Annotated in this window: 23 protein-coding genes and 2 tRNA genes; 7 read left to right on the plus strand and 18 right to left on the minus strand. The window is 68.5% G+C overall.

Annotation, left to right across the window (positions count from 1 at the left end):
- Positions 1–1,992 carry a Stk1 family PASTA domain-containing Ser/Thr kinase gene (gene pknB / locus ACFXC1_RS26435; protein WP_381246478.1) on the plus strand — a complete coding sequence of 664 codons (1,992 nt, stop codon included), beginning with the start codon at positions 1–3 and terminating at the stop codon, positions 1,990–1,992.
- 76 nt (positions 1,993–2,068) lie between these two features.
- Here the strand turns inward: pknB and ACFXC1_RS26440 are convergent, their stop codons facing one another.
- Genes ACFXC1_RS26440 through ACFXC1_RS26465 form a run of 6 tightly spaced genes read right to left on the minus strand, consistent with a single transcriptional unit; the run spans position 2,069 to position 6,264 of the window.
- Entirely contained in the window at positions 2,069–2,824 is a 756-nt protein-coding gene (locus tag ACFXC1_RS26440) for a class E sortase (protein WP_381246480.1), read from the minus strand.
- Positions 2,825–2,830: 6 nt separating this feature from the next.
- Positions 2,831–3,934 (minus strand): class E sortase, encoded by a 1,104-nt coding sequence (locus tag ACFXC1_RS26445; protein ID WP_381246482.1) that lies wholly within the window; start codon positions 3,932–3,934, stop codon positions 2,831–2,833.
- The gene (locus ACFXC1_RS26450; protein WP_381246485.1) at positions 3,931–4,569 is read right to left on the minus strand and encodes an aminodeoxychorismate/anthranilate synthase component II; all 639 of its coding nucleotides are present in this window, start codon (positions 4,567–4,569) and stop codon (positions 3,931–3,933) included. Before ACFXC1_RS26450 ends, ACFXC1_RS26445 begins: the two co-directional genes overlap by 4 nt.
- The gene (locus tag ACFXC1_RS26455) at positions 4,566–4,763 is read right to left on the minus strand and encodes a hypothetical protein (RefSeq protein WP_174479444.1); all 198 of its coding nucleotides are present in this window, start codon (positions 4,761–4,763) and stop codon (positions 4,566–4,568) included. Before ACFXC1_RS26455 ends, ACFXC1_RS26450 begins: the two co-directional genes overlap by 4 nt.
- A 16-nt stretch (positions 4,764–4,779) precedes the next feature.
- Positions 4,780–5,463 carry a class E sortase gene (locus tag ACFXC1_RS26460; protein WP_381246488.1) on the minus strand — a complete coding sequence of 228 codons (684 nt, stop codon included), beginning with the start codon at positions 5,461–5,463 and terminating at the stop codon, positions 4,780–4,782.
- Between the two features lie 21 nt (positions 5,464–5,484).
- Complete coding sequence (locus tag ACFXC1_RS26465; RefSeq protein ID WP_381246491.1) at positions 5,485–6,264, minus strand: DUF881 domain-containing protein; 780 nt, start codon at positions 6,262–6,264, stop codon at positions 5,485–5,487.
- A gap of 142 nt (positions 6,265–6,406) precedes the next feature.
- On the opposite strand from ACFXC1_RS26465, the gene crgA reads away from it, so the two are divergent.
- Positions 6,407–6,661, plus strand: coding sequence for a cell division protein CrgA (gene crgA, locus ACFXC1_RS26470; RefSeq protein WP_019073554.1), 255 nt, complete (start codon positions 6,407–6,409; stop codon positions 6,659–6,661).
- Between the two features lie 282 nt (positions 6,662–6,943).
- On the opposite strand, the gene ACFXC1_RS26475 is transcribed toward crgA, so the two are convergent.
- Together ACFXC1_RS26475 and ACFXC1_RS26480 are read right to left on the minus strand one after the other, a co-directional pair.
- Complete coding sequence (locus ACFXC1_RS26475) at positions 6,944–7,855, minus strand: rhomboid family intramembrane serine protease (RefSeq protein WP_381246494.1); 912 nt, start codon at positions 7,853–7,855, stop codon at positions 6,944–6,946.
- Between the two features lie 104 nt (positions 7,856–7,959).
- Positions 7,960–8,487 (minus strand): peptidylprolyl isomerase, encoded by a 528-nt coding sequence (locus ACFXC1_RS26480; protein WP_359610696.1) that lies wholly within the window; start codon positions 8,485–8,487, stop codon positions 7,960–7,962.
- 326 nt (positions 8,488–8,813) lie between these two features.
- Between ACFXC1_RS26480 and ACFXC1_RS26485 the strand changes: the two genes are divergently transcribed.
- Complete coding sequence (locus ACFXC1_RS26485) at positions 8,814–9,518, plus strand: DUF5324 family protein (protein ID WP_381246498.1); 705 nt, start codon at positions 8,814–8,816, stop codon at positions 9,516–9,518.
- Between the two features lie 419 nt (positions 9,519–9,937).
- On the opposite strand, the gene ACFXC1_RS26490 is transcribed toward ACFXC1_RS26485, so the two are convergent.
- A tRNA-Ala gene (locus ACFXC1_RS26490) sits at positions 9,938–10,010 on the minus strand.
- A gap of 180 nt (positions 10,011–10,190) precedes the next feature.
- On the opposite strand from ACFXC1_RS26490, the gene ACFXC1_RS26495 reads away from it, so the two are divergent.
- Together ACFXC1_RS26495 and ACFXC1_RS26500 are read left to right on the plus strand one after the other, a co-directional pair.
- Positions 10,191–10,739 carry a helix-turn-helix domain-containing protein gene (locus tag ACFXC1_RS26495; protein WP_381246501.1) on the plus strand — a complete coding sequence of 183 codons (549 nt, stop codon included), beginning with the start codon at positions 10,191–10,193 and terminating at the stop codon, positions 10,737–10,739.
- A gap of 130 nt (positions 10,740–10,869) precedes the next feature.
- On the plus strand, positions 10,870–12,171 hold the full coding sequence (locus ACFXC1_RS26500) for a serine/threonine-protein kinase (protein WP_381246504.1): 1,302 nt from the start codon (positions 10,870–10,872) through the stop codon (positions 12,169–12,171).
- A gap of 25 nt (positions 12,172–12,196) precedes the next feature.
- Here the strand turns inward: ACFXC1_RS26500 and ACFXC1_RS26505 are convergent, their stop codons facing one another.
- Positions 12,197–13,627: a hypothetical protein gene (locus ACFXC1_RS26505; protein WP_381246508.1), complete on the minus strand. Its 1,431-nt coding sequence runs from the start codon at positions 13,625–13,627 to the stop codon at positions 12,197–12,199.
- A gap of 152 nt (positions 13,628–13,779) precedes the next feature.
- Positions 13,780–13,908: a DLW-39 family protein gene (locus tag ACFXC1_RS26510; RefSeq protein WP_003999697.1), complete on the minus strand. Its 129-nt coding sequence runs from the start codon at positions 13,906–13,908 to the stop codon at positions 13,780–13,782.
- A gap of 337 nt (positions 13,909–14,245) precedes the next feature.
- On the opposite strand from ACFXC1_RS26510, the gene ACFXC1_RS26515 reads away from it, so the two are divergent.
- Both ACFXC1_RS26515 and ACFXC1_RS26520 read left to right on the plus strand, forming a co-directional pair.
- Positions 14,246–14,608, plus strand: a complete 363-nt coding sequence (locus tag ACFXC1_RS26515; protein ID WP_381246511.1) for a DUF6344 domain-containing protein — start codon at positions 14,246–14,248, stop codon at positions 14,606–14,608.
- 250 nt (positions 14,609–14,858) lie between these two features.
- A complete protein-coding gene (locus ACFXC1_RS26520) occupies positions 14,859–15,758 on the plus strand; it encodes a nuclease-related domain-containing protein (RefSeq protein ID WP_381246514.1) in 900 nt (299 codons plus the stop codon).
- Positions 15,759–15,822: 64 nt separating this feature from the next.
- Here the strand turns inward: ACFXC1_RS26520 and ACFXC1_RS26525 are convergent.
- From ACFXC1_RS26525 to gnd, 7 genes are all read right to left on the minus strand, one after another.
- Positions 15,823–15,899, minus strand: a tRNA-Ile gene (locus ACFXC1_RS26525).
- Between the two features lie 136 nt (positions 15,900–16,035).
- Positions 16,036–16,869 carry a DUF3566 domain-containing protein gene (locus ACFXC1_RS26530; protein WP_381246516.1) on the minus strand — a complete coding sequence of 278 codons (834 nt, stop codon included), beginning with the start codon at positions 16,867–16,869 and terminating at the stop codon, positions 16,036–16,038.
- Positions 16,870–16,887: 18 nt separating this feature from the next.
- Positions 16,888–19,482, minus strand: a complete 2,595-nt coding sequence (gyrA, locus tag ACFXC1_RS26535; RefSeq protein WP_381246519.1) for a DNA gyrase subunit A — start codon at positions 19,480–19,482, stop codon at positions 16,888–16,890.
- 42 nt (positions 19,483–19,524) lie between these two features.
- Positions 19,525–21,585, minus strand: coding sequence for a DNA topoisomerase (ATP-hydrolyzing) subunit B (gyrB, locus tag ACFXC1_RS26540; protein WP_381246522.1), 2,061 nt, complete (start codon positions 21,583–21,585; stop codon positions 19,525–19,527).
- Between the two features lie 353 nt (positions 21,586–21,938).
- On the minus strand, positions 21,939–22,487 hold the full coding sequence (locus tag ACFXC1_RS26545; protein ID WP_381246524.1) for a DciA family protein: 549 nt from the start codon (positions 22,485–22,487) through the stop codon (positions 21,939–21,941).
- Positions 22,484–23,605 carry a DNA replication/repair protein RecF gene (recF, locus tag ACFXC1_RS26550; protein ID WP_019073567.1) on the minus strand — a complete coding sequence of 374 codons (1,122 nt, stop codon included), beginning with the start codon at positions 23,603–23,605 and terminating at the stop codon, positions 22,484–22,486. The genes ACFXC1_RS26545 and recF overlap by 4 nt, the downstream gene beginning before the upstream one ends.
- 61 nt (positions 23,606–23,666) lie before the next feature.
- Positions 23,667–24,542: a phosphogluconate dehydrogenase (NAD(+)-dependent, decarboxylating) gene (gnd, locus tag ACFXC1_RS26555; RefSeq protein WP_381246528.1), complete on the minus strand. Its 876-nt coding sequence runs from the start codon at positions 24,540–24,542 to the stop codon at positions 23,667–23,669.
- Positions 24,543–24,575: the final 33 nt, after the last annotated feature.

Consider the following 24,575-nt stretch of genomic DNA (forward strand, 5'->3'; position numbering starts at 1 on the left):
ATGGAAGAGCCGCGTCGCCTCGGCGGCCGGTACGAGCTGGGCCAGGTGCTCGGCCGCGGTGGCATGGCGGAGGTCTACCTCGCCCATGACACACGCCTCGGCCGCACGGTGGCGGTGAAGACGCTGCGCGTCGACCTTGCGCGCGACCCTTCCTTCCAGGCCCGGTTCCGCCGGGAGGCCCAGTCGGCCGCCTCGCTCAACCATCCCGCGATCGTCGCGGTCTACGACACGGGCGAGGACTACGTCGACGGGGTCTCGATCCCGTACATCGTCATGGAGTACGTCGACGGTTCCACCCTCCGTGAGCTTCTCCACAGTGGCCGCAAGCTGCTGCCGGAGCGCTCCATGGAGATGACCATCGGCATCCTCCAGGCCCTGGAGTACTCGCACCGCAACGGCATCGTGCACCGCGACATCAAGCCGGCCAACGTCATGCTGACGCGCACCGGCCAGGTCAAGGTGATGGACTTCGGCATCGCCCGCGCGATGGGCGACTCGGGCATGACGATGACGCAGACGTCCGCGGTCATCGGCACCGCCCAGTACCTCTCCCCGGAGCAGGCGAAGGGCGAGCAGGTCGACGCCCGCTCGGACCTCTACTCGACGGGCTGTCTCCTCTACGAACTGCTGACCGTACGGCCGCCGTTCGTGGGCGACTCCCCGGTCGCGGTCGCGTACCAGCACGTGCGCGAGGAGCCGCAGCCGCCGTCCGTGTTCGACCCCGAGATCACGCCCGAGATGGACGCGATCGTGCTGCGGGCCCTGGTCAAGGACCCCAACTACCGCTACCAGTCCGCCGACGACATGCGCATGGACATCGAGGCCTGCCTCGACGGCCAGCCGGTCGCGGCGACGGCGGCGATGGGTTCGGTCGGCTACGGCGGCTACGGCGACGACCAGGCCACCACGGCCCTGCGCGCCGACGCCGGCGCCACCACGATGCTGCCCCCGATGAACCCGGACGACGGCGGCTTCGGCTACGACGACCGCCCCGACCGGCGCCGCCAGCAGAAGAAGAAGACGAACACCTCGACGATCCTGCTGGTCGTGGCGGCGGTCCTGGTGCTGGTGGGCGCGATCCTGATCGGGAAGTGGGCGTTCAGCGGGAACGGCGGCGCGGACAAACCGTTCGCGGCACCCAACTTCGTGGGCCAGACCTACGACACCGCGAAGACCATGGCCGTCAACTCCGGCCTGAAGCTGGCCGAGCCCACCCGCAAGGCATGCGAGAACGCGCCGAAGGGCAGCGTCTGCTCGCAGGACCCGAAGGCGGGTGTCGACGTCAAAAAGGGCGACACCGTCAACCTGGTCGTCTCGACCGGCGCCCCGAAGGTGGTCGTACCGAGCGTCCTCGGCCAGAACGTCGACGACGCCACCTCGACCCTTGAAGGCGACAAGTACCAGTTCAAGGTGGAGACGCAGCAGAAGGTGTCCGCCGAGGACCCGGGCACCGTCCTGGAGCAGAACCCGAAGCTCGGCGCGGAGGTGGAGAAGGGCACCACCATCACCCTCACCGTCGCCAAGGCCCAGGCGAAGTCCACGGTCCCGGACGTCAGCGGCAAGAGCTGTGACGACGCCAAGGCGCAGATGACGCAGAACAACCTCGTCGGCAACTGCACCGAGGTCGACACCAACGACCCGAACCTGGTCGGCAAGGTCGTCTCGACCGATCCCGCGATCGGCACCCAGGTCGACAAGAACTCCACGGTCAACATCCAGATCGGCAAGTCGTCGCAGGTCCAGGTCCCGAACGTCGTCACCCAGACGGTGAAGAACGCCAAGCAGCAGCTTCAGCAGCAGGGCTTCACCAACATCCAGTTCGCCGACGGCAGCGACCAGAGCGACAACGCGATCGTGACCCAGATCGACCCGGGCGCGGGCAACACGGTCGACCCGAGCAACACGACGATCACCCTCACCACCGTGAGTTTCGGAAACGGCAACAACAACGGGGGCAACAACGGGGGCTTCTTCGGCGGGACGAACGGCTAGTCGGGCACCCGGAGTATGGACACGAGAGAGCCCCGGCACCCTGAGGAGGGTGCCGGGGCTCTCTCGTGCCGAATTCCTAGCGCAGTTCCTTCGGCGGCGTCCGCGCACTGTCCACCTTGTCCACCCGCACCAACTCCCCCCACACCACGTACCGGTACCGGGAGGTGTACACCGGCGTGCAGGTCGTCAGGGTGATGTAGTGGCCGGCCTTCTTCCTGCCGGACTCCACGGGGATCTGGGCGAGGGTCTTCACGTTGTACTTCGAGGTCTCGGGAAGGATGTCGTAGACCTTGTAGACGTACCACTTGTCCTTCGTCTCGAAGACGATCGGGTCGCCCTTCTTGAGCTTGTCGATGTTGTGGAACTTGGCGCCGTGGCCGTCGCGGTGGGCGGCGAGGGTGAAGTTGCCGGTCTTGCCCGTGGTGGGCAGGACGGCCTTGACGGGGTCGGTGTAGTAGCCGGCGACGCCGTCGTTGAGGACCTTCGTCTCGGTGCCCTTCTCGACCAGCACCTCGCCGTTCTTCATGGCGGGCACGTGCAGGAAGCCGATGCCGTCCTTGGTGTCGAGCGCGCCGGGGCCGGTGTCTTTGTCCTTGGACCAGTTGTCACGGACCTTGTCGGCCTGTTTGTCGGCCGTGCGGTCGGCGACGACGTTCGTCCACCACAGGGAGTAGACGACGAACAGGCCGAGGATCAGGCCCGCCGTGATGAGGAGTTCGCCGAAGAGGCTGACCGCGGTCGCGACCGGGCCGGTGCCGCGGGGGCGGTCCGGCGGCGACGCGGGCGTGTCGGTCTGCTCTTCGGTGTCGTCGGTGGTCGCTGCCACGTTCATCTGCCCCTACTCGATGAGCGCATCCGGCTTGCCCTTGCTGCGCGGCCGTTCCTCGACCATCTTGCCCCAGACGATCAACCGGTACTTGCTGGTGAACTCCGGCGTACAGGTCGTCAGCGTGATGTACCGGCCGGGCGTGGTGAAACCGGAGCCCTTCGGGATGGGGTCGATGACGCTGGTGTTGCTCGGCGACGTCACGGGCAGCGTCTTCGTCATCTTGTAGACGTAGTACGTGGTCTGGGTCTCTACGACGACCTCGTCGCCGGGCTTGAGCTGGTTGATGTACCGGAACGGTTCGCCATGGGTGTTGCGGTGCGCGGCGAGCGCGAAGTTGCCGGTCTTGGCGTCCGGCATCGCGGTCTTGAGGGCGCCCTCGCTGTAGTGCCCGACCATGCCCTTGTCGAGCACGTTCTTGTTGCTGACGCCCTGGGCGATCGGCGCGATCACGTCCAGCTTGGGGATGTGCAGGATGGCGAAGCCCTGCCCCGGCTCGAACTCCCCGGGCGCGCGCTTGCCGCTCGCCCAGTCGTTCTGGAGCTGGCTCGCCTCGCTGCCGGCCTGCGCGTGCGCCCGTACGTTCGTCCACCACAGCTGGTAGGTGACGAACAGCAGCATCAGCACGCCGGTGGTGATGAACACCTCACCGATCGCGCGGCTCGCGACGACCGCGGCACCCGGCTTGTTCGCCCGCTGCCGTCGTCGCGCCTCGACCCGCGAGACGGGCGCGCCGGAACCGCCGGACGCGCCGGACGCGCCGACGGCACCGGATTCGAGTCCCTCAGCCGTCTCCTCCGCCGACCCGGTGCCCCCATGACGCCCGTGACGGCCCTTGGCGGCCTTTCTGCGGGCCGCACGGCCACCCGTGGGGGTTCCTGTGGCGGAAGAGGCGGATGGGGCGTCAGAGGCCGGTATGGACCGGCCGTGGCCTCTCCGTACCGGCGGCGGATCCGGTATCCGCAGCGCCATGGTCTCTTCGTCGACCGGACCGTACGGCACCCCGGACACACCCTGGGCCGACGCGTCGTACCACTCCTCGAACGCGCCCGGCTCCCCGTACGGCTGCTCCCCGTACGAGGCCTCGGACTCGCGCTCGGGGCGCAGCGCGGTCACGCCGTGGCCCTGCCCACCACCGGGGCGAGCCCCGCCGACCTCGCCACGGCACCCTGGTCGCCGCACTCCACCAGCCAGTTGGCCAGCATCCGGTGGCCGTGCTCGGTGAGCACCGACTCCGGGTGGAACTGGACGCCCTCGACGGGCAGTTCGCGGTGGCGCAGGCCCATGATGATGCCGTCGTGCGTCCGGGCGGTGACTTCCAGCTCGGCCGGGACCGTCGCCGGCTCGGCCGCCAGGGAGTGGTAGCGGGTCGCGGTGAAGGGCGAGGGCAGTCCGGCGAAGACGCCCCTGCTTTCGTGCTCGACGAGCGAGGTCTTGCCGTGCAGCAGTTCGGGAGCGCGGTCCACGACGCCGCCGTAGGCCACCTGCATCGACTGCATGCCGAGGCAGACGCCGAAGACGGGCACCCCGGTCGAGGCGCAGTGCCGCACCATCTCGATGCAGACGCCGGCCTCCTCGGGGGTGCCGGGGCCGGGCGAGAGGAGGACGCCGTCGAAGCCGTCCTGGGCGTGCGCCGTCGACACCTCGTCGTTGCGCAGCACCTCGCACTCGGCGCCCAGCTGGTACAGGTACTGGACCAGGTTGAAGACGAAGCTGTCGTAGTTGTCGACGACGAGAATCCGTGCACTCACTGGTTGTCCACCGTCACATCGTTGAAGGGCAGCAGCGGTTCGGCCCACGGGAAGACGTACTGGAAGAGGATGTAGACCACGGCCAGGGCAAGGACGAGCGAAATCAGCGCCTTGACCCACGCGTTGCCCGGCAGATGCCGCCAGATCCAGCCGTACATGCCGTCCCTTCCGTCGCACCACGGCACCAGACTCACGCCGTACGCCACCAGACTAACGGCGCAGCGCGGCTGGTTTCCCGGCCTCCACAGGCTGTGTGGAGTCCAGGTGTGCCCAGACGATCAGCCGGTGGCTGTGCCCCCACTCCGGATCGCACGTGGTCAGCGTGAGATAGCGGCCCGAGACCGTGTACCCGGACTTACGTGGCACAGGATCGATCACCTCAATGTCAGTCGGCACTGTTTTGTAAGGCCCTTTGTCGATCCGATACGTGAACCAGGTCGTGCCGTCCGTCAGCACCACCGCGTCACCCTTGCGGAGCTCGGGAAAGTCCACGAAGGGGTTGCCGTAGGTCCGCCGGTGCCCGGCCACCGCGAAGTTCCCGACCTGCCCGAGCTGTGCGGTTCCCGCGTAGTGCCCCAGCCCCTTCTTGAGGGTGTCCACGGACGTGTCCTCGAGGACCGGCTTGTTCCACGTGAAACCAAGCCGCGGGATGTACATGATCGCGAAGGGCTTGCCGTCCTGGTAAGCGGCCGGCTTCGCCGGGGCGGTGGGTGTGGGGGCCGCCTTCGGGCGCGCGGTCTGCCGCGACCACTGGTTCTGCAGTTGGTGGATCTGGTCGCTCATCGTGTGGTCGGCCTTCACGCCGGTCCAGAAGAGCACGTAGACCACGAAGAGGACGATCAGGGTGCCTACGGTGATGCAGAGTTCGCTGACGCTCCTGACGATCACGCGCACCGGCAGCTCCCGTACGGACGCCTACTCCACTGGCTTCGCGTAGTGCAGATCCACTGTGCCCGAGTACCCGGGAAGAGTCACCGTCCCGTCGTCGGTCACTTTCCACCCGAGCCCGTAGACGTTGACGTACACCATGTAGTTCTGGATCGCCTTGGACGCCGCCAGCGCCTGCTGCAGCTTCCCCGGGTCGCCCACGGCCGTGATCTTGTACGGCGGTGAGTAGACGCGGCCCTGGAGGATCAGGGTGTTGCCCACACAGCGCACGGCGCTGGTCGCGATCAGCCGCTGGTCCATGACCTTGATGCCCCGGGCGCCGCCCTGCCAGAGGGCGTTCACCACGGCCTGGAGGTCCTGCTGGTGGATGACCAGGTAGTCGGGCTGCGGCTCGGGATAGCCGGGGAGCTTGGCGGTGGCGTTGGGCGGGGCGTCGTTGAGGGTGACGGTGACGGCCTTGCCCTTCAGCTTCTGCGCGCCCGCGCTCTGCTCCAGCTTCGTCAGCTTCTCGTTGTCGGCGCCCGTGCCGGTGTCGTCCTCCTTGCGGAGCGCGTCGACCTCGTCGCGCAGGACGCTGTTGGCGTCGCCCAGCCGGCCGTTCTTCTCGCTGCGGTTCTGGATGAGGTCGGACAGCTTCAGCAGGGAGGAGTCCGTGCGGATGTTGGTGCCCTTGGCGGTGTTGAAACTGGTGAAGAAGATGAGCCCCGCGAGGGCGAAGACGGCCACCGTGAGAATCCGCACGGGACGGAAACGGCGGATACCGGCAGGACTGGTACCCGTCCCGGGGGAGTCGGCAGAATTGCTCAACGTACCCTTATCTCCTTCGGCGCCGCGGAAGCACTACGCTAACGGACGCCCGGGGGAGCACTCAGTGTCCCCTTGTACGCTGCCCCGGAGCCCGCCCCAGTTCCCTGCGCGGCCACGCAGCGCATCGACAGGAGAGACCCTCGTGCCGAAGTCACGTATCCGCAAGAAGGCCGACTACACGCCGCCGCCGGCGAAGACGGCGACCGCCATCAAGTTGAACAGCCGTGCCTGGGTCGCTCCGGTCATGCTGGCCATGTTCGTCATCGGACTGGCCTGGATCGTCGTCTTCTACGTCACCGACGGCTCCATGCCCATCGACAGCCTGGACAACTGGAACATCGTGGTGGGCTTCGGCTTCATCGCCGCCGGGTTCGGTGTCTCGACCCAGTGGAAGTAGCGGCCGAACCTGCGGCCGCCACCCGGTGAACGCAGCTCTGCCCACGGCTTTCCACTGAGTTATCCACAGGCCAGAGAAGTATCCACAGCGGGCCTGGGGAAAAAGAACGACGATCTGTGGATAACCCACTGAGTGTTGACGCCGGTGTGACTGACACACCGGCAACCGTAAGCCTGTTCGCCCCCTGCCTGACCTGCACAAACACGGGTCGGTGACAGGGGGCACAGCTGTTCTCCACGGTATGCACAAGATCCGCCACGCACTGTGGACAACGGTTTGGTATCAGCTGAGCTGAGCCGTCCTGATCAGCGTCAACACCACGACGATCACGAGTACGACCGCACAGGTGCCGTACTGGATCAGGGCGCGGCGCTCGCGCGGAGCGTGGACCATCGCGTAGCCGGTGACGACGCCGGCGACGAGGCCGCCGATGTGGGCCTGCCAGGCGATGTTGGCCCAGCCGAAGGTGAAGATGAGGTTGATCACCAGCAGGGCGATGATCGGCCGCATGTCGTACCTGAGCCGGCGCATGAGCACGGCGGTCGCGCCGAAGAGCCCGAAGATGGCACCGGAGGCACCCAGCGAGGGCTGGTTCGGGGCGGCGATCAGGTAGGTGAGGGCGCTGCCCGCGAGACCCGAGACGAAGTAGAGCGCGAGATAGCGGGCACGGCCGAGGGCCGCCTCCAGGGGACCGCCGATCCACCACAGGCTCATCATGTTGAAGAGGATGTGGATCACGCTGCCGTGCAGGAACATCGCGGTCAGCAGCCGGTAGGGCTGGCCCTCGGCGACGCCCTCGACGGAGCCGAACTGCGGGACGTAGGCCTGGCCGAGCAGTTCGAGGCGCTCGGTGAAGCTGTCGCCCACCACCTGCTGGAGCAGATAGAAGGCGATGCAGAGACCGATCAGGATCTTGGTGACGAGCCGTGGATCCGCCACCACCGTGCCCCCGGCGATCGTGCGGGGCTGGGCGGCCGTCGGGGCGTGCCCCGTGCCGGAGCCTTCGCGCACACATTCCGGGCACTGGAAACCGACCGAGGCGCTGACCATGCACTCGGGGCAGATCGGGCGCTCGCAGCGGGTGCAGCGGACGCCGGTCTCGCGGTCCGGGTGTCGATAGCAGCCCGGCAGGCTCTGGGCGTCCGGGGGCCGCTGTTCCTCCGGGCCCTGCGGGCTGCCTGGCGCCTGGTCCATGGGGTCCCCTCAATCCTTCGTACGCAATGCACCGCCCCGCCCATCCTTACGGATGAACGGGGCGTTTGGTTCCCGCCGGTAAGTACTGGTGCCGGCCCTGTGATCTAGCGGGTCTCGACGACGACCGACTCGATGACTACGTCCTCGAGCGGGCGGTCGGTGCGCGGGTTGGTCTTCGTGGCCGCGATGGTGTCGACGACCTTCTGGCTGGCCGCGTCGGTGACCTCGCCGAAGATGGTGTGCTTGCGGGTCAGCCAGGCCGTCGGGGAGACGGTGACGAAGAACTGCGAGCCGTTGGTGCCCGGACCGGCGTTGGCCATGGCGAGCAGATAGGGCTTGTCGAAGCGGAGGTCCGGGTGGAACTCGTCCTCGAACTGGTAGCCCGGGCCGCCCGTGCCGTTGCCCAGCGGGTCACCGCCCTGGATCATGAAGCCGCTGATCACCCGGTGGAAGACCGTGCCGTCGTAGAGCTTGTCCTTGGACTTCTCGCCCGTCTCGGGGTTGGTCCACTCCCGCTCACCCGTGGCGAGCTCGACGAAGTTCCGGACCGTCTTGGGCGCGTGGTTCGGCAGCAGCCGGATTTCGATGTCGCCAAGGTTGGTCTTCAGGGTGGCGTAAAGCTGCTCGGCCACGGTCTGCCTTCCGTTGTCTTCCTGTGACTCCCAGATCCTCGCACGCCGGCCGGGCCCAGTCGCCCGGTGGCCGCGCGCGGGGACCTTTCCACCCGAACCGCTTGCAGAAAACCGGCCGAGTGACTCCGGGACAGGGGCAGGCGGCGGGGATCCGTGGCATTGTCGACGACAAGCCCCCGTTCCCCCCGTTCCCCCGTATTCATCCGCTATGACCCGTGATCGTGACCCGGATGCCCGCCCTCACATGCCCAGTGGCCCTCTGGCAGGCATGATCCCTATTTGGGTGGACAGACGAAGAAACGTACGCCACCGAGGAGGAGGAACCCGTGACCCGCATCGACAGCGTGCGCTCCGCGACCGGCTCGGCGAAGGACAGCGTGCTGCACGCCGCGGAAGTGGTGGCGCCCTACGCCGACACGGCCAAGGACAAGGCCGCGTTCTACGCCCATGAGGCACGCGTACGACTCGCGCCCAAGGTGTCCCTGGCCGCCGACCAGGCCCGTGTGCAGTACGACGCCCATCTCGCACCGCGTCTGGAACAGGCCCGCACCCATGTACCGCCGAAGGTGGACCAGGCCGCACAGGAGGCCGCCGTCCGCACCCGCAAGGCCGCTCAGCAGGCCGCCGAGTACTCCCGGCCGCGGATCGAGCAGGCGGTCGCCGCCGCCGGTCCGGTCAGGGACGAGGCCGCCGCGCGCGGTGCGGCGGCGCTCGCCGCGCTGCGCGGCCAGGTCTCGCCCAAGGAGATCCAGAAGCTGGTCCGCAAGCACGAGCGGCGGGCGAGGGCCGGCCGGCTCGCGAAGGGGCTGGCGGTGCTGGGCATCCTGGCGGGCGGCGCTTTCGCCGCCTGGAAGTGGTGGGACAAGCAGGCCAACCCCGACTGGCTGGTCGAGCCCCCGGCCGCGACCGAGGTGCCCGAGACGGGGCATCTCTCCTCGGTGGACGGCAGCGGCCAGTCCGTGCTCGACCCCGAGGTCCAGGCGAAGCAGGCCGAGGACGAGGCAGCCGCGGACCGCGACGAGCACCTCTGACGTCCGACATACCGTCAACATCGCGGTGGGGCAGGAGACTTGAGGGTCTCCTGCCCCACCGCGATGTTTCACGTGGAACAGTCGCACGGACGCGGCAACTCCCTTGATTTACGCAAGCTGCCCGCGATGACGTTTGCAACGCCCCAGGTGAACAAGCACCGCAGGGACTCTCTTAACGGACCGCACACCCCTGATTACGCGACCGTATTCAGCCAGCTCACACACGTCCCGCACATCGGCACACACCTTCCCCACACCGCACCGATCACCACCCCGGCGACCCGGCAGACCCCACCCGGCCTCAATATTTGCGCAAACAACTGCAACGACGAGCAACCTTTTATGTGACGCACGTCACCTCGCGGGCACAAACAAACACCGGCCGGACGCCACTGAGGGCGACCGGCCGGTGCGGGATGTGGAGCCTAGGGGAGTCGAACCCCTGACATCTGCCATGCAAAGACAGCGCTCTACCAACTGAGCTAAGGCCCCGCTAGAGAAGCGTCCGACCGGCACAACAGGGCGCCGGTGGGCTTCGGAGACCAGACTACCGGGTCACCCCCGGTATCTCGCAAAAACTTGGGGCTCCCGGTGGACGACCACTCTCCGTAAGATGCTCGTCGTGGTTCGCTAGAGCGAACCGCGGTTTTGGGGAAGCGATGGGGAGACGCAATGGACGCCGCACAGCAGGAAGCCACCGCCAGAGCGCGGGAGCTGCAGCGGAATTGGTACGGGGAGCCTTTGGGGGCGCTCTTCCGTAAGCTCATCGACGATCTTGGCCTCAACCAGGCTCGTCTCGCGGGGGTGTTGGGACTGTCGGCGCCGATGCTGTCCCAGCTGATGAGCGGTCAGCGGGCGAAGATCGGCAATCCCGCGGTGGTGCAGCGGGTGCAGTTGCTGCAGGACCTGGCGGGGCAGGTCGCGGACGGCAGCGTGAGCGCGGCCGAGGCTACCGAGCGGATGGACGAGATCAAGAAGTCCCAGGGGGGCTCGGTGCTCAGCAACACCACGACTACGACAAGCAGTTCGGGAGCGCCCACGGTCAAACGGGTGGTCCGCGAGATCCAGTCGCTGCTGCGCTCGGTGTCCGCCGCCGGCGACATCATCGACGCGGCCGACACCCTCGCCCCGAGCCACCCCGAACTGGCAGAGTTCCTGCGGGTGTACGGCGCCGGCCGTACCTCCGACGCGGTCGCGCACTACCAGTCCCACCAGAGCTGAGCAGCACGGCCCGGCCGTCGATCGGGGGTTCGGCAGCCGGGCACACGGCAACTGGCGCGAGGGGGAGTCGTATCGCTCGTCTCGGGGGAAGCAACGGAGGTAGCCGAAGGGGGAGGAGCGACGGACAGCCATGGGTGAGGTCTTCGCCGGCCGGTACGAACTGGTCGACCCGATCGGGCGCGGGGGTGTCGGCGCGGTCTGGCGTGCCTGGGACCACCGGCGGCGCCGCTATGTCGCGGCCAAGGTCCTGCAGCAGAGCGACGCGCACTCGCTGCTGCGCTTCGTCCGCGAACAGGCGCTGCGCATCGACCACCCCCATGTGCTGGCACCGGCCAGCTGGGCCGCCGACGACGACAAGGTCCTGTTCACCATGGACCTGGTGGCCGGCGGTTCGCTGGTCCATCTCATCGGGGACTACGGTCCGTTGCCCCCCGCGTTCGTCTGCACACTGCTCGACCAGCTCCTCTCCGGGCTCGCCGCGGTGCACGCGGAGGGTGTCGTGCACCGTGACATCAAGCCCGCCAACCTGCTCCTCGAAGCCACCGGCACGGCCCGTCCGCGGCTGCGCCTGTCCGACTTCGGCATCGCGATGCGGCTGGGCGAAGCGCGCCTGACGGAGACCAACCTCGTGGTGGGCACGCCGGGTTACCTCGCGCCCGAGCAGATGATGGGCGCGGAACCCGACTTCCCCGCCGACCTGTTCGCCGTAGGACTGGTGGCGCTGTATCTGCTGGAGGGGGCCAAGCCGGATGCCAAGGCGCTCATCCAGTACTTCGCCGAGCACGGGACCCCGGGGGCGCCCAAGGGCGTTCCCGAGCCGCTGTGGCAGGTCGTGGCGATGCTGCTGCAGCCTGATCCACAGGCTCGCTTCCGTACGGCCACGGGGGCGCGCAAGGCGCTCGCGGCGGCGGTGGAACTCCTGCCGGAGCCCGGCCCCGACGACGAGTTGATCGAGATCTTCGACCAAGTCGGGCCGCTGCCGGCCGGGTTCGCACCCGAGGGTCCGCTGAACCGGGCTTCCGGGGTGGACACGGGGTCGACCCTGTCGCGGGTGACGGGACCCGACACGGGTATCGGTACGGGTACGAACGGCACGGGCTCCGTCTCTCTCGATCCACGGCAGGACGTCGTCTCCCAGCCGTCCTCCCCGACCCCGACCCCGATGTCGGACACCGGCAGCTTCCATCTGCCGCCCCCGCAGACTCCGCAGATCCCCCATGTCCTGCCCTCCCCCCAGCCGCGCGCCGAACCCTCTACTGCTTCATACACCGCTCAGGTCCCGCTGGTTCCGCCCACCGCGCCGCCGTTTCCGCAGCACCATGGCAGGCGTGCCCGGCGTCGCCCCGGGCCGCCCGCGAAGGTGGCGATACCGGTCCTCCTGCTGGCGCTGGCCTGCTACGCCGTGGGGTTCTGGGCGCTGACCCGCGTCTGACCGACCGGTGCCTGAAGGCGTACGGCTACGTCGTGGCCCGGCGGCGGGCCGCCACCGTCCAAGCGCCGAGTGTCGCCAGCAGCAGGCTGCCCGCGCCGATCCCGGCCACCGCGAGCACCTTCATCGCGGTGTCGCCTCCCCCGCCGGTCCCCGTCACGGCCGCCGCGCGGTCCTGGGAGGTGACGTCGAAGACGTTCCGGGGCTCGGACCGCCCCTCGTACCCGGGCCCGCCGTGCGCCGTACCGGCGACCCGCACCCGCAGCGTCACCGGGAACGGCCCCTGGCCGAAGTCGTCGGCCACCTGCGCGGCGAGATGCACGACGAGGTAGTACGACCCGGCGAAGCGCATCGCGCTCTCGTGGTCGACGACGAAGTAGCGGTTGCGGTACTCGACGGGCGGCAGGGCCTCGAGCGCGGCCGATCTCGGACTGCCCTGATAGCCGACGCCCGCCTCGTCGACCGAGGCGCGCACGGGGTTGTAGAGCGCCAGGTCCAGCGCGCGGCTCACATAGCCGCTGCCGGCGTCCGAGGCGTCCAGGTCGGCGCTGACGGAGAGCTGCTGCCCCCAGTCGACCGGCACCTTGTAGAAGAGGGTCCCGCCGGGCGCGATGTCTCCTCGCCACACGCCCTGTCCCACGGCGACCGCCCCGGCGAACCCCGAGCCGCCGCCACGGCTGCGGGCCTCCCCCGTGACGGGCTCGGGCGACTCGGAGTCCCAGACCTGCGGCGCGCCGGAGGTACTGGCCCGCTCGAGCGGCGGCTCCGACACCACGGTGAGTTCCAGTCCCCAGGTGTCCGACGAGGAACCCGACGCGTCGACGCGTTCGACGAGTACGTAGTACTGCCCGGCCCCCTTGCACAGCGCCCTGCCCGTCTCCCGCGCGGCCCAGGCGGCCACGGGGTGCGGGCTCCTGCTGGCCCCGAAGGTGGCGCTCTGGTGGGTGCAGCCGGTGCCGCCGGCGTCCCGCAGCGACACCCTGATCCCGTCGGTGGCGGCAACCGTGGTGCCGGCCGGGGGCACGGCGGTGACGGAGACGTAGACGTCGGACACGGCGTCGAGAGTGAGGCCGTAGTAGAAACTGGCGCCCTTCGGGAGGGAACTCCGGTACGTCCCGCCCGGATTCAGGCCTACGGCGTCGTCCGCGACGGTCGCGCCGTTGACGGCCCGGTCACCCTTGTCGTAGCCGTAGGAGCCCGGCGTGCCGGCAGCGGTGGCGGGCTGCCCGGCCAGGGCCGCGGTCGCACACAGCACGGCTACGACGGCTCCGACGCGTCGTACGACACCGGCCCGGCGCCGTCGTACGTCACCGGCGGGTCGTACGGCCGCGCCGACGGGTCGTACGGCCGCCCGGGCAACGGGTGTACGGCCGCCGCCCTGTGCTCGCGTCCGCCACCACGCCGTACGCCGCCGCCCCATCACGCGCCACCCCTCGTCGTTGCTCCGGACGTGGCCCATCCTGCCCCGCACGCGCGCGTGGCATCCCGGCAATGCGTACGAGCGTCCGAAACGCCTGGGTCGTGGCGGCCGTAACCGTGTTCGTGTGACGGCGCAACACAAAGCCCCGACCGCCAGGCGGTCGGGGCGTGCTCAGAACTGGATCTCGGTACTCACGAACCCGTGGGCACGGAGTCGGTCGCCTCCGTCCACAGATCCTGCTCGGCGCGATCCGCCTGGATCTGGCGGTACACGAGGAGCCCGCCGATGGCGGCCAGTGCGACCAGGAGAAGCTTCTTCACCGCGCGACCTCGTCTTTCCTTGACGTAGGGGACCTCTGTCGCCCGACTATACACACCGACCGATACCGATCGGTGACCTGCCTCCGGGGCCAACTCCCGCCCGGGACAGCGCAGTAGAAGCGGATGGAACCGCTCCGATCGGAGGGTGATCACATCTCCACTGACCGTGAAGTTGGTCCCACTTCCACTCCTTTCTTGCCTTTTCAAGCCTCTTGCACCCATCCGAGTGGTGTTCATCGGAACATCGACGCGCCACGGGCGCCGGTCCCACACTTCGCAGCCCCCATACACATCATGAGGAAAGTACGCAAATCGCCCAACCTGAAAGTGAGGGGCCATGACCCAGAACAAGGTCATGAAGCTGTGGACCGCCTTCGTCACCGCCTTCATCGCTCTGTGCACCGCACTCGGACTCATCACGATCACCGCGACGGCCGCCACCGCGGCGACGCCCCGGACCGGAGCGACCGGCACCAGCGCCGTCGCGCAGCCGACGGCACCGACGATCTCCCCCTGGTCCCTCACCAGGTCCCTGCCCCCCACGATGAAGCAGCGCATCCGCGCCGAGGCCCACGGCAAGTCCCCCAGCTGCCGCCACCGCCCGCCGACGGACACGGACGAGGCCACGGAGACCACCGACTCCGCCGAGCCGTACGACCCCGATCAGACGGCACCCCTGACGGCCCCCCTCCAGCGCTGACCCCCGCCACGCACCACCACCCCACCACTCATCCACCGCCCCGACATCTCTGACACAGCGGCGAACTTGCGTACAACGCTCCAGAGAAGACCCCGAAGACCCCCGGCCCGTCGCGGCCGGGGGTCTCACTGATGTCGGCAGGCCCCTCCACGCACGCCACTACTCGGCCATGTTGCCCCGGCGCTCTTGCTGGCCAACCGGTCTGCTGCTGCCATATGTGTGGGGACGGCACATATTCGGGGGCGGGCCAATGGGCGATCTCACGGTGAAGCCTTGGAAGCGGCACGGTCAGGATCGGCTCTACGTCAACCTGCCGGACGGGACCACTGTCGCCTGGGCGGACCGGCCGACGAAGGTGGTCACGATCAAGGAGCAGCGGTATCAGGGAGAGGCCCTGGCCCTGCTGCGGCAGCATCTCGGCAGTTCGGTGACTCTTCTCCCTGCGGCCGCCGCACGCCCTGGAGAGGCTGCTCGGCGCCCCGAGCCGCCCGCCCAGCATCGCCCGGGTCGACCGGTGGAGCCACCGAAGGCGACCGTCGCCGACGATCTGGCGGAGAACCGTCCCGGTGCGGCCCTGCTCGAGGCGATAGCCGCCCGTGGCCCGTCACCGGCCAAGCGGCTCTTGATGCGGGTGCTGAGACGCCCCTCGGAGTGGGACAGCTGGTACGTCGGACTCGAAGGGGAACGCCGGGTGGGCCGGGAGCTGGCGCGGCTCTCCCCTCGCGGCTGGCGTGTCCTGCACGGCGTACCCAAGGGCAACGGTGGTGACATCGACCACTTGCTGATCGGCCCCGGCGGAGTGTTCAGCATCAACACCAAGTGCCACCAGGGCGCCTCGGTCTGGGTGGGCGACACCATGGCCAGGGTCAACGGCGGTCAGCCGGCCCCGTACGCCAGGGCGAGCAGGGCCGAGGCGGCCTACGTCCAGGGCGTGTTGGAGCGGCACTGCGGCTTCCCCGTCCCGGTGGAGCCGGTCCTCGTCTTCGTCGGTGTGACCTCATTGCACCGCGCCGCGACGCAGTACACCGTACGGATCTACCAGGAGCGCGAGGTGTCGGCGCTCGGCCCCCTCACCGGCAGGCTCACGGCAGCACAGATCGGCCAGGTCCACGCCGTCGCGCGACACCGCCGCGTCTGGCTGCAGTCCTGAACCGCGGTTCAGCGGCCGTAGACGCCAAAAACCCCCAACCGCGATTGGTTGGGGGTCTTCGTGCTGGTGGGGCTAACAGGATTTGAACCTGTGGCCTCATCCTTATCAGGGATGCGCTCTAACCAACTGAGCTATAGCCCCGCCGCGCTGTGCGGAGTGTGTCCCGCGCGCTGACTCCTGAAGATTAGCGCACGACATGGGCAGTCCCAAAATCGATAGTCACAGGACCGCCGACGGAGGTTTCAACCCCCGTACACCCGCGTTCTCGTCCGGCTTCTCACTCGTCCTCGGCGAGCGTGAGCTCGATGCCGCCGACGAAGCCGGCGGAGAGGTTGTAGATGAACGCGCCGAGGGTCGCGAGGGCGGTGGCGAGGACGACGTCGATGACCGCGATGATCGCCGAGAAGGTCAGGACGTGCGGGAGGGACAGGAAGGACTGCAGGTCGAAGCCGTTCGACTCGTTCGAGCCGGTCGCCTCCGAGATCGTGCCGCCGACCGTCGAGAAGACGCCCATCGCGTCCATGACCATCCACAGCACCGCGGACGCCACGACCGTACAGATGCCCAGCGCGATGGAGAGCAGGAAGCTGACCTTCATCACCGACCACGGGTCGGCCTTGGCCACCCGCAGGCGCGCCTTACGGGTGCGGGGCGCGGTGCGCGCGCCCGTGCGCGGACGCCGTACGGCACCGCTCTGGGCGGCGGCGGGCCCCTGCGTGGGGTAGGCCTGCGGCGGGTGGTACGGCCCCGCCGCCTGCTGCTGCTGGCGCTCACCGGAGAGCGGTGAGCCCGGCAGCGGAGAGCCGTGCGGTGCGCCCGCCGGCGGCGCGGGCGGCGCGGCGGCCGGGGCCGCCGGCTGGGCCGGAGCCTTGGCGCCGGCCGCGGCCGGGCCCCCACCGGCCGACTGCTGCTGCTGCTGGGTGCCCGGACCTCGGGTGTCCGTCACAGTTCCCCCCTGGGATCCATGTGCGTCGGGCGCGTGCGAGTCGGCCTTCTTCACGTCGATCGCACGCAGTTGGGTCGTGTGCGGATCTGTCGCGTTCGCGGCGGAGCCACGGCCGCCGCCGTCCGTGTCCGTACCGGTCGATCCGGCGCCCGTGGCTCCGCTCACGATGACTCTCTCCTCGTGCTACTCGACAGAGGGTGCGTCACCCTCGTCCGTGCCGGTGGTCGCGGCACCCTCGGTGGTCTCGTCGACGGCTTCGTCGCCGGCGACTTCCTCCGCCTCGGATCCCGCCTCGGCGTTACGAGCGATACCGACGACGGCATCGCGCTTGCCCAGGTTGATCAGTTGGACGCCCATGGTGTCACGGCCCGTCTCCCTGACCTCGTTGACTCGCGTACGAATCACACCGCCGGACAGCGTGATGGCGAGGATCTCGTCGGTCTCCTCGACCACCAGCGCGCCGACGAGAGAACCGCGGTCCTCGACGATCTTGGCGGCCTTGATACCCAGGCCGCCGCGACCCTGGACGCGGTACTCGTCGACGGCGGTGCGCTTCGCGTACCCGCCGTCTGTGGCAGTGAACACGAACGTACCGGGTCGAACAACATTCATCGAGAGAAGCTGGTCGCCCTCGCGGAAACTCATGCCCTTGACACCGGAGGTGGCACGCCCCATGGGGCGCAGTGCGTCGTCCGTCGCCGTGAACCTGATCGACTGTGCCTTCTTGCTGATCAGCAGCAGATCGTCCTCGGACGAGACGAGTTCGGCACCGATCAGTTCGTCGTCGGAACCGTCCTCCGTCTCACGGAGGTTGATCGCGATGACACCGCCGGAGCGGGGCGAATCGTAATCCTTCAGAGGCGTCTTCTTCACCAACCCCCCCTTGGTCGCGAGGACCAGGTAGGGCGCCGCCTCGTAGTCGCGGATCGCGAGGATCTCCGCGATCGCCTCGTCCGGCTGGAAGGCGAGCAGGTTCGCGACGTGCTGCCCGCGCGCGTCACGGCCGGCGTCGGGGAGTTCGTACGCCTTCGCGCGGTAGACGCGGCCCTTGTTGGTGAAGAACAGCAGCCAGTGGTGGGTGGTCGACACGAAGAAGTGGTCGACGATGTCGTCTTCCTTGAGCTTCGCGCCCCGCACGCCCTTGCCGCCGCGCTTCTGGGAGCGGTAGTCGTCCGTCTTCGTGCGCTTGACGTAACCACCGCGCGAGATGGTGACGACGATGTCCTCTTCGGCGATGAGGTCCTCGATGGACATGTCACCGTCGAAGGGCACCAGCATCGTCTTGCGGTCGTCGCCGAACTTCTCGACGATCGCGGCGAGTTCCTCGCTGACGATGCCGCGCTGGCGGACCGGGGAGGCCAGGATCGCGTTGTACTCGGCGATCTTCGCCTGGAGTTCGTCGTGCTCCTGGATGATCTTCTGGCGCTCCAGGGCGGCCAGTCGGCGGAGCTGCATCTCCAGGATGGCGTTCGCCTGGATCTCGTCGATCTCCAGGAGGCCCATCAGGCCCGTACGCGCGATCTCCACGGTGTCGCTGCGCCGGATCAGCGCGATGACCTCGTCGATGGCGTCCAGGGCCTTCAGGAGGCCGCGCAGGATGTGCGCCCGCTCCTCGGCCTTGCGCAGCCGGAACTTCGTACGGCGGACGATGACCTCGATCTGGTGCGCCACCCAGTGCCGGATGAACGCGTCCAGGGAGAGGGTCCTCGGCACACCGTCGACCAGGGCCAGCATGTTGGCGCTGAAGTTGGACTGCAGATCGGTGTGCTTGTAGAGGTTGTTCAGTACGACCTTGGCGACCGCGTCCCTCTTGAGGACGATGACCAGGCGCTGGCCGGTACGGGACGAGGTCTCGTCGCGGACGTCGGCGATGCCGCCGACCTTGCCGTCCTTCACCAGGTCGGCGATCTTCTGCGCGAGGTTGTCCGGGTTGGTCTGGTACGGCAGTTCCGTGACCACCAGGCACTGGCGGTTCTGGATCTCCTCGACCTCGACGACCGCCCGCATGGTGATCGAGCCGCGTCCGGTGCGGTACGCCTCCTCGATGCCCTTGCGGCCGACGACGAGCGCGCCGGTCGGGAAGTCGGGGCCCTTGATGCGCTCGATCAGCGCGTCCAGCAGCTCCTCGTGGGAGGCCTCGGGGTTCTCCAGGCACCACTGGGCGCCCGCCGCGACCTCACGGAGGTTGTGCGGCGGGATGTTGGTGGCCATGCCGACCGCGATGCCCGCCGAGCCGTTGATCAGCAGGTTCGGGAAGCGGGCCGGCAGGACGGTCGGCTCCTGGGAGCGGCCGTCGTAGTTGTCCGTGAAGTCGACGGTCTCCTCGTCGATGTCACGGACCATCTCCATGGACAGCGGCGCCAGCTTGCACTCGGTGTAGCGCATGGCGGCGGCGGGGTCGTTGCCCGGGGAGCCGAAGTTGCCGTTGGAGTCCACCAGCGGCATCCGCATCGACCACGGCTGCGCGAGGCGGACCAGCGCGTCGTAGATCGAGGAGTCGCCGTGCGGGTGGTAGTTGCCCATGACGTCGCCGACGACACGGGCGCACTTGTAGAAGCCCTTCTCGGGCCGGTAGCCGCCGTCGTACATGGCGTACAGGACGCGGCGGTGGACGGGCTTGAGGCCGTCCCGGACGTCGGGCAGGGCGCGCGACACGATGACGGACATCGCGTAGTCGAGATACGAGCGCTGCATCTCCGTCTCGAGCCCGACGGGCTCGACGCGCTGGGCGATGATGGCGCCCTCTTCAGGCGTGCTGGGAGTGTTCTCGTCGGCCATTGCTGGTGGGGATCCTTCCTGGTGCGGTCAGCTGAGACCGACTCAGATGTCGAGGAAGCGGACGTCCTTGGCGTTGCGCTGGATGAACTGGCGGCGCGCCTCCACGTCCTCGCCCATGAGGACCGAGAACAGGTCGTCGGCCTGCGCGGCGTCGTCCAGGGTGACCTGGCCGAGGACGCGGTGCTCCTGGTCCATCGTGGTGATGCGCAGCTCCTCGGCGTTCATCTCGCCGAGACCCTTGAAGCGCTGGATCGAGTCTTCCTTGATGCGCTTGCCGTTCTGCCGGCCCAGCTCGATCAGGGCGTCGCGCTCGCGATCCGAGTACGCGTACTCGAAGTCGTCACGGCCCCACTTGATCTTGTACAGCGGGGGGCGCGACAGGAACACGTGCCCGGCCTCGACCAGCGGCCGCATGAAGCGGAACAGGAAGGTCAGCAGCAGGGTGCTGATGTGCTGTCCGTCGACGTCGGCGTCCGCCATCAGGATGATCTTGTGATAGCGCAGCCTGGCGATGTCGAAGTCCTCGTGGACCCCGGTGCCGAAGGCGGAGATCAGCGCCTGGATCTCCTGGTTCTGCAGGATCTTGTCGATCCTGGCCTTCTCGACGTTGAGGATCTTTCCCCGGATCGGGAGGATCGCCTGGTACTGCGGGTTCCGGCCGGACTTGGCCGAGCCGCCGGCGGAGTCGCCCTCGACGATGAAGATCTCGCACTTGGTGGGGTCGTTCGACTGGCAGTCGGACAGCTTGCCCGGCAGGGACGCCGTCTCCAGGAGGCCCTTGCGACGGGTGAGGTCACGGGCCTTGCGGGCCGCCACGCGCGCGGTGGCCGCCTGGATGCCCTTGCGGATGATGTCCGACGCTTCGTTCGGGTTGCGGTCCAGCCAGTCGTTCAGGTGCTCGTAGACCGCCTTCTGCACGAAGGTCTTCGCCTCGGTGTTGCCGAGCTTGGTCTTCGTCTGGCCCTCGAACTGCGGCTCGGCCAGCTTCACCGAGATGATCGCGGTCAGACCCTCGCGGATGTCGTCGCCCGTGAGGTTGTCGTCCTTCTCGCGGAGCAGCTTCTTGTCGCGCGCGTACTTGTTGATCAGCGACGTCAGCGCGGCCCGGAAGCCCTCTTCGTGCGTGCCGCCCTCATGCGTGTGGATGATGTTGGCGAAGGAGTACACACCCTCGGTGTAACCGCTGTTCCACTGCATCGCGACCTCGAGGGACAGGCTCTTCTCCTTGTCCTCCGCTTCCAGGTCGATGACGGTGGGGTGCACCACGTCTCCCTTGCGGGAGTTGAGGTACGTCACGTAGTCGACGATGCCGCCCTCGTAGTGGTACGTGACGGTCTTGACCTCGTCCTTCTCGTCCGCACCCGCCTCGTCGGCACCGGCCGTGGCCTTCGCCAGCTCGCGCTCGTCAGTGAGTTTGATCGTCAAACCCTTGTTGAGGAACGCCATCTCCTGGAAGCGCCGCGAGAGCGTCTCGAAGGAGTACTCGGTGGTCTCGAAGACATCCGGGTCGGCCCAGAAGGTGACCGAGGTGCCGGTCTCGTCCGTGGCCTCGTGCTGCGCGAGCGGGGCGGTGGGGACGCCCAGCTTGTAGTCCTGCGTCCAGCGGTAACCGTCGGTCCTGACCTCGACGGCGACCTTGCTGGACAGCGCGTTCACGACGGACACGCCCACGCCGTGCAGACCGCCGGAGACCGCGTAGCCGCCGCCGCCGAACTTGCCGCCCGCGTGCAGCACGGTCAGTACGACCTCGACGGCGGGCTTGCCCTCGGACGGGACGATGCCCACCGGGATGCCGCGGCCGTTGTCGATGACGCGCACGCCGCCGTCGTGCAGGATCGTGACGTCGATCGTGTCCGCGTGGCCGGCCAGCGCCTCGTCGACGGAGTTGTCGACGACCTCCTGCACCAGGTGGTGCAGGCCTCGCTCACCGGTCGAGCCGATGTACATACCGGGTCGCTTGCGGACCGCGTCCAGACCCTCGAGGACGGTGATGGCGCTGGCGTCGTACGAGGCGGTGACCTCGCCGTTCGAGGTGTGAGCCCCGCCGTCGGCGCCGGCGTCGGTGGACGGGATGTTCTCGTTGGGGTTGCCGGAATCGGCCACGAAGCGCCCTTTCTGGCACAGCACAAGCCAGGCTCCCGGCGGTTGGCCGGAGCGGCTGCGGCGTGTTGCGTTGGTAAGCCTTAGTCAGCGTTGCTCGGTGTGTGTCCCACAAGTGGGGCGGGATTGCTTCCAGTCTACCGGTAGCGCCGACATGGATGGGGGTTTGCCGGTACCTGAGTCCTCATGTGCCGCCCTCAACCGGCGTCTCCCGACTCCCCATATGCGGAACGGGGCTCAAAGAGGCTCACGGAGGCACTCAGCGCTTCCGGGTGTCAACCCTTTGCTACTCCGGGGTCAGGTCGGTATTCGCAACCGCGTCCGTTCACCCGCCGGAGCCCGCACTGTGATGTCAGTCACCCATAGGTGTCGCCGGGACCCGTGCTGCCGGGAGCGCGCAGAGGACCGTAGCGCCGGGGCGGTCCGCCGGGGTTGAGCACCTTGATCATCCGCACGGTGCCGTGTCCCAGGTCCTCGTTGAGGCGGGCCACGAGCGTGGGTGTGAGATGGCGCAGCTGGGTCGCCCAGGCCGTGGAGTCGCACTGCACGACCAGCACCCGCTCGTCCTCGTCGTACCGCTCCGGAACGCAGTGCTTGGCCAGGTTCTCGCCGACGATCTGCGGCCAGCGGCCCATCACGCCGCCCACCGCGGCCGGTGTCTCCCAGCCGCGCTCGCTGAGCAGCCGGTTGATCGCGGCACCGAGGGCCATCGGGTCGCGGCCGTCGGCGCGCGCGCCGGAGCGCAGGCCACCGCGCCGCGCCTGCTTCTTCTGCTGCGCCGCGTCCCCACGCGCGCGTGCCTGTTCCTTCGCTGCGCGCAACGCCACGCGCGCGAGGTCGACACCGGAGGGCTCGACGGCCTTCTTGGGCGCGGGCTCTGCAGCCTCGGGCCTGTCCGTGCTCATACGCGCTCCACCGCCCCCTCCGCCACGCTGTACCGCGTCCCGGCCAGCACATGCGGTACGTCGTCGTCGACCGCCGCCGTCACCAGCACCTGCTCACCGGGCGCCACCAGCTCGGCCAGCCGCTCCCGACGGCGCGTGTCCAGCTCGGCGAACACGTCGTCGAGCACGAGCACCGGCTCATTGCCCTCGGCCCGGAGCAGGTCGTACGACGCGAGTCGCAGCGCCAGCGCATACGACCAGGACTCCCCGTGCGAGGCGTACCCCTTGGCCGGCAGCTGACCGAGTTTGAGAATCAAATCGTCCCGATGCGGTCCTACGAGGGTGACGCCCCGCTCGATCTCCTGCTTGCGGGCTTCCGCGATCGCCGCCATCAGCTGCTCGTAGAGGTCCTCACGCGTGTGTGCCTCACCGGGCGCCGACGGCTTGTACTCCAGGGCCACCGGGCCGCCGCCGGGCGCCAGTTGCTCGTACGCCTTGTCCGCGAGGGGCTGCACCGCGGCGATCAGATCGAGCCGCTGGGCGAGCAACTCGGCGCCCACGCGCGCGAGATGCTGGTCCCACACGTCGAGCGTGGACAGATCCATCGAGCGCCCGCCGTGCCGCCGCGCCAACGCGGCCGACTTCAGCAGGGTGTTGCGCTGCTTGAGCACCCGCTCGTAGTCGGACCGCACACCGGCCATGCGCGGCGACCGCGCGGTGATCAGCTCGTCCAGAAAACGCCGCCGCTCCCCGGGATCCCCCTTCACCAGGGCGAGATCCTCGGGCGCGAACAGCACGGTCCGTACGATGCCCAGCACATCACGGGGCCTGACCTGCGAGGACCGGTTGATGCGGGCCCGGTTGGCGCGGCCGGGGTTCAGCTCCAGCTCCACCAGCTGCTGCCGCTCGCCCTGTCGGACCTGCGCCCTGATGATCGCGCGTTCGGCGCCCACGCGGACCAGCGGGGCGTCGGAGGAGACGCGGTGGCTGCCCAGGGTGGCGAGATAGCCGATCGCCTCGACGAGGTTGGTCTTGCCCTGGCCGTTGGGGCCCACGAACGCGGTGACGCCGGGGTCGAGTGGGACGTCGACCCCGGCGTACGAGCGGAAGTCGGCCAGCGACAGATGCGTGACGTGCATGGTCGTTCGCCGACCTCCCCCAGGTTGTGGATCCACGGGCCGTGGCCTGTGGATCTGTGGATTACTTGGTCTCGACGGCGTGGCCGCCGAACTGGTTGCGCAGGGCCGCGACCATCTTCATCTGCGGCGAGTCCTCCTGGCGGGAGGCGAACCGGGCGAAGAGGGAGGCAGTGATCGCGGGCAGCGGCACGGCGTTGTCGATGGCCGCTTCCACGGTCCAGCGGCCCTCGCCGGAGTCCTCCGCGTAGCCCTTGAGCTTGTCCAGGTGCTCGTCGCTGTCAAGGGCGTTGACGGCGAGGTCGAGCAGCCAGGAACGGATGACCGTGCCCTCCTGCCAGGACCGGAACACCTCGCGCACATCCGTCACCGAGTGGACCTTCTCCAGGAGCTCCCAGCCCTCGGCATAGGCCTGCATCATGGCGTACTCGATGCCGTTGTGGACCATCTTGGAGAAGTGCCCGGCGCCGACCTTGCCGGCGTGCACGAAGCCGAACTCGCCCTCGGGCTTCAGCGCGTCGAAGATCGGCTGCACCTTCGCGATGTTCTCGGCATCGCCGCCGACCATCAGCGCGTAGCCGTTCTTGAGGCCCCAGACGCCGCCGGAGACGCCCGCGTCGACGAAACCGATGCCCTTGGCGCCCAGCTCCTCGGCGTGCTTCTCGTCGTCCGTCCAACGGGAGTTGCCGCCGTCCACGACGACGTCGCCGGGCTCCAGGAGTTCGCCCAGTTCGTCGACGGTCGACTGGGTGGCGGCACCGGCCGGGACCATAACCCACACGACGCGGGGGCCCTTGAGCCTGTCCACAAGCTCTCCCAGGCTGTGGACATCGGCGAGGTCCGGGTTGCGGTCGTATCCGATGACGGTGTGGCCTGCGCGGCGGATGCGCTCGCGCATGTTGCCGCCCATCTTGCCGAGGCCGACGAGACCGAGCTCCATCAGTTGTTCCTTAGGGTGCGACGTGGCATGAGG

It is taken from the genome of Streptomyces hokutonensis, from assembly GCF_042751305.1.
GTDB classification, from domain to species: Bacteria; Actinomycetota; Actinomycetes; order Streptomycetales; family Streptomycetaceae; genus Streptomyces; species Streptomyces hokutonensis_A.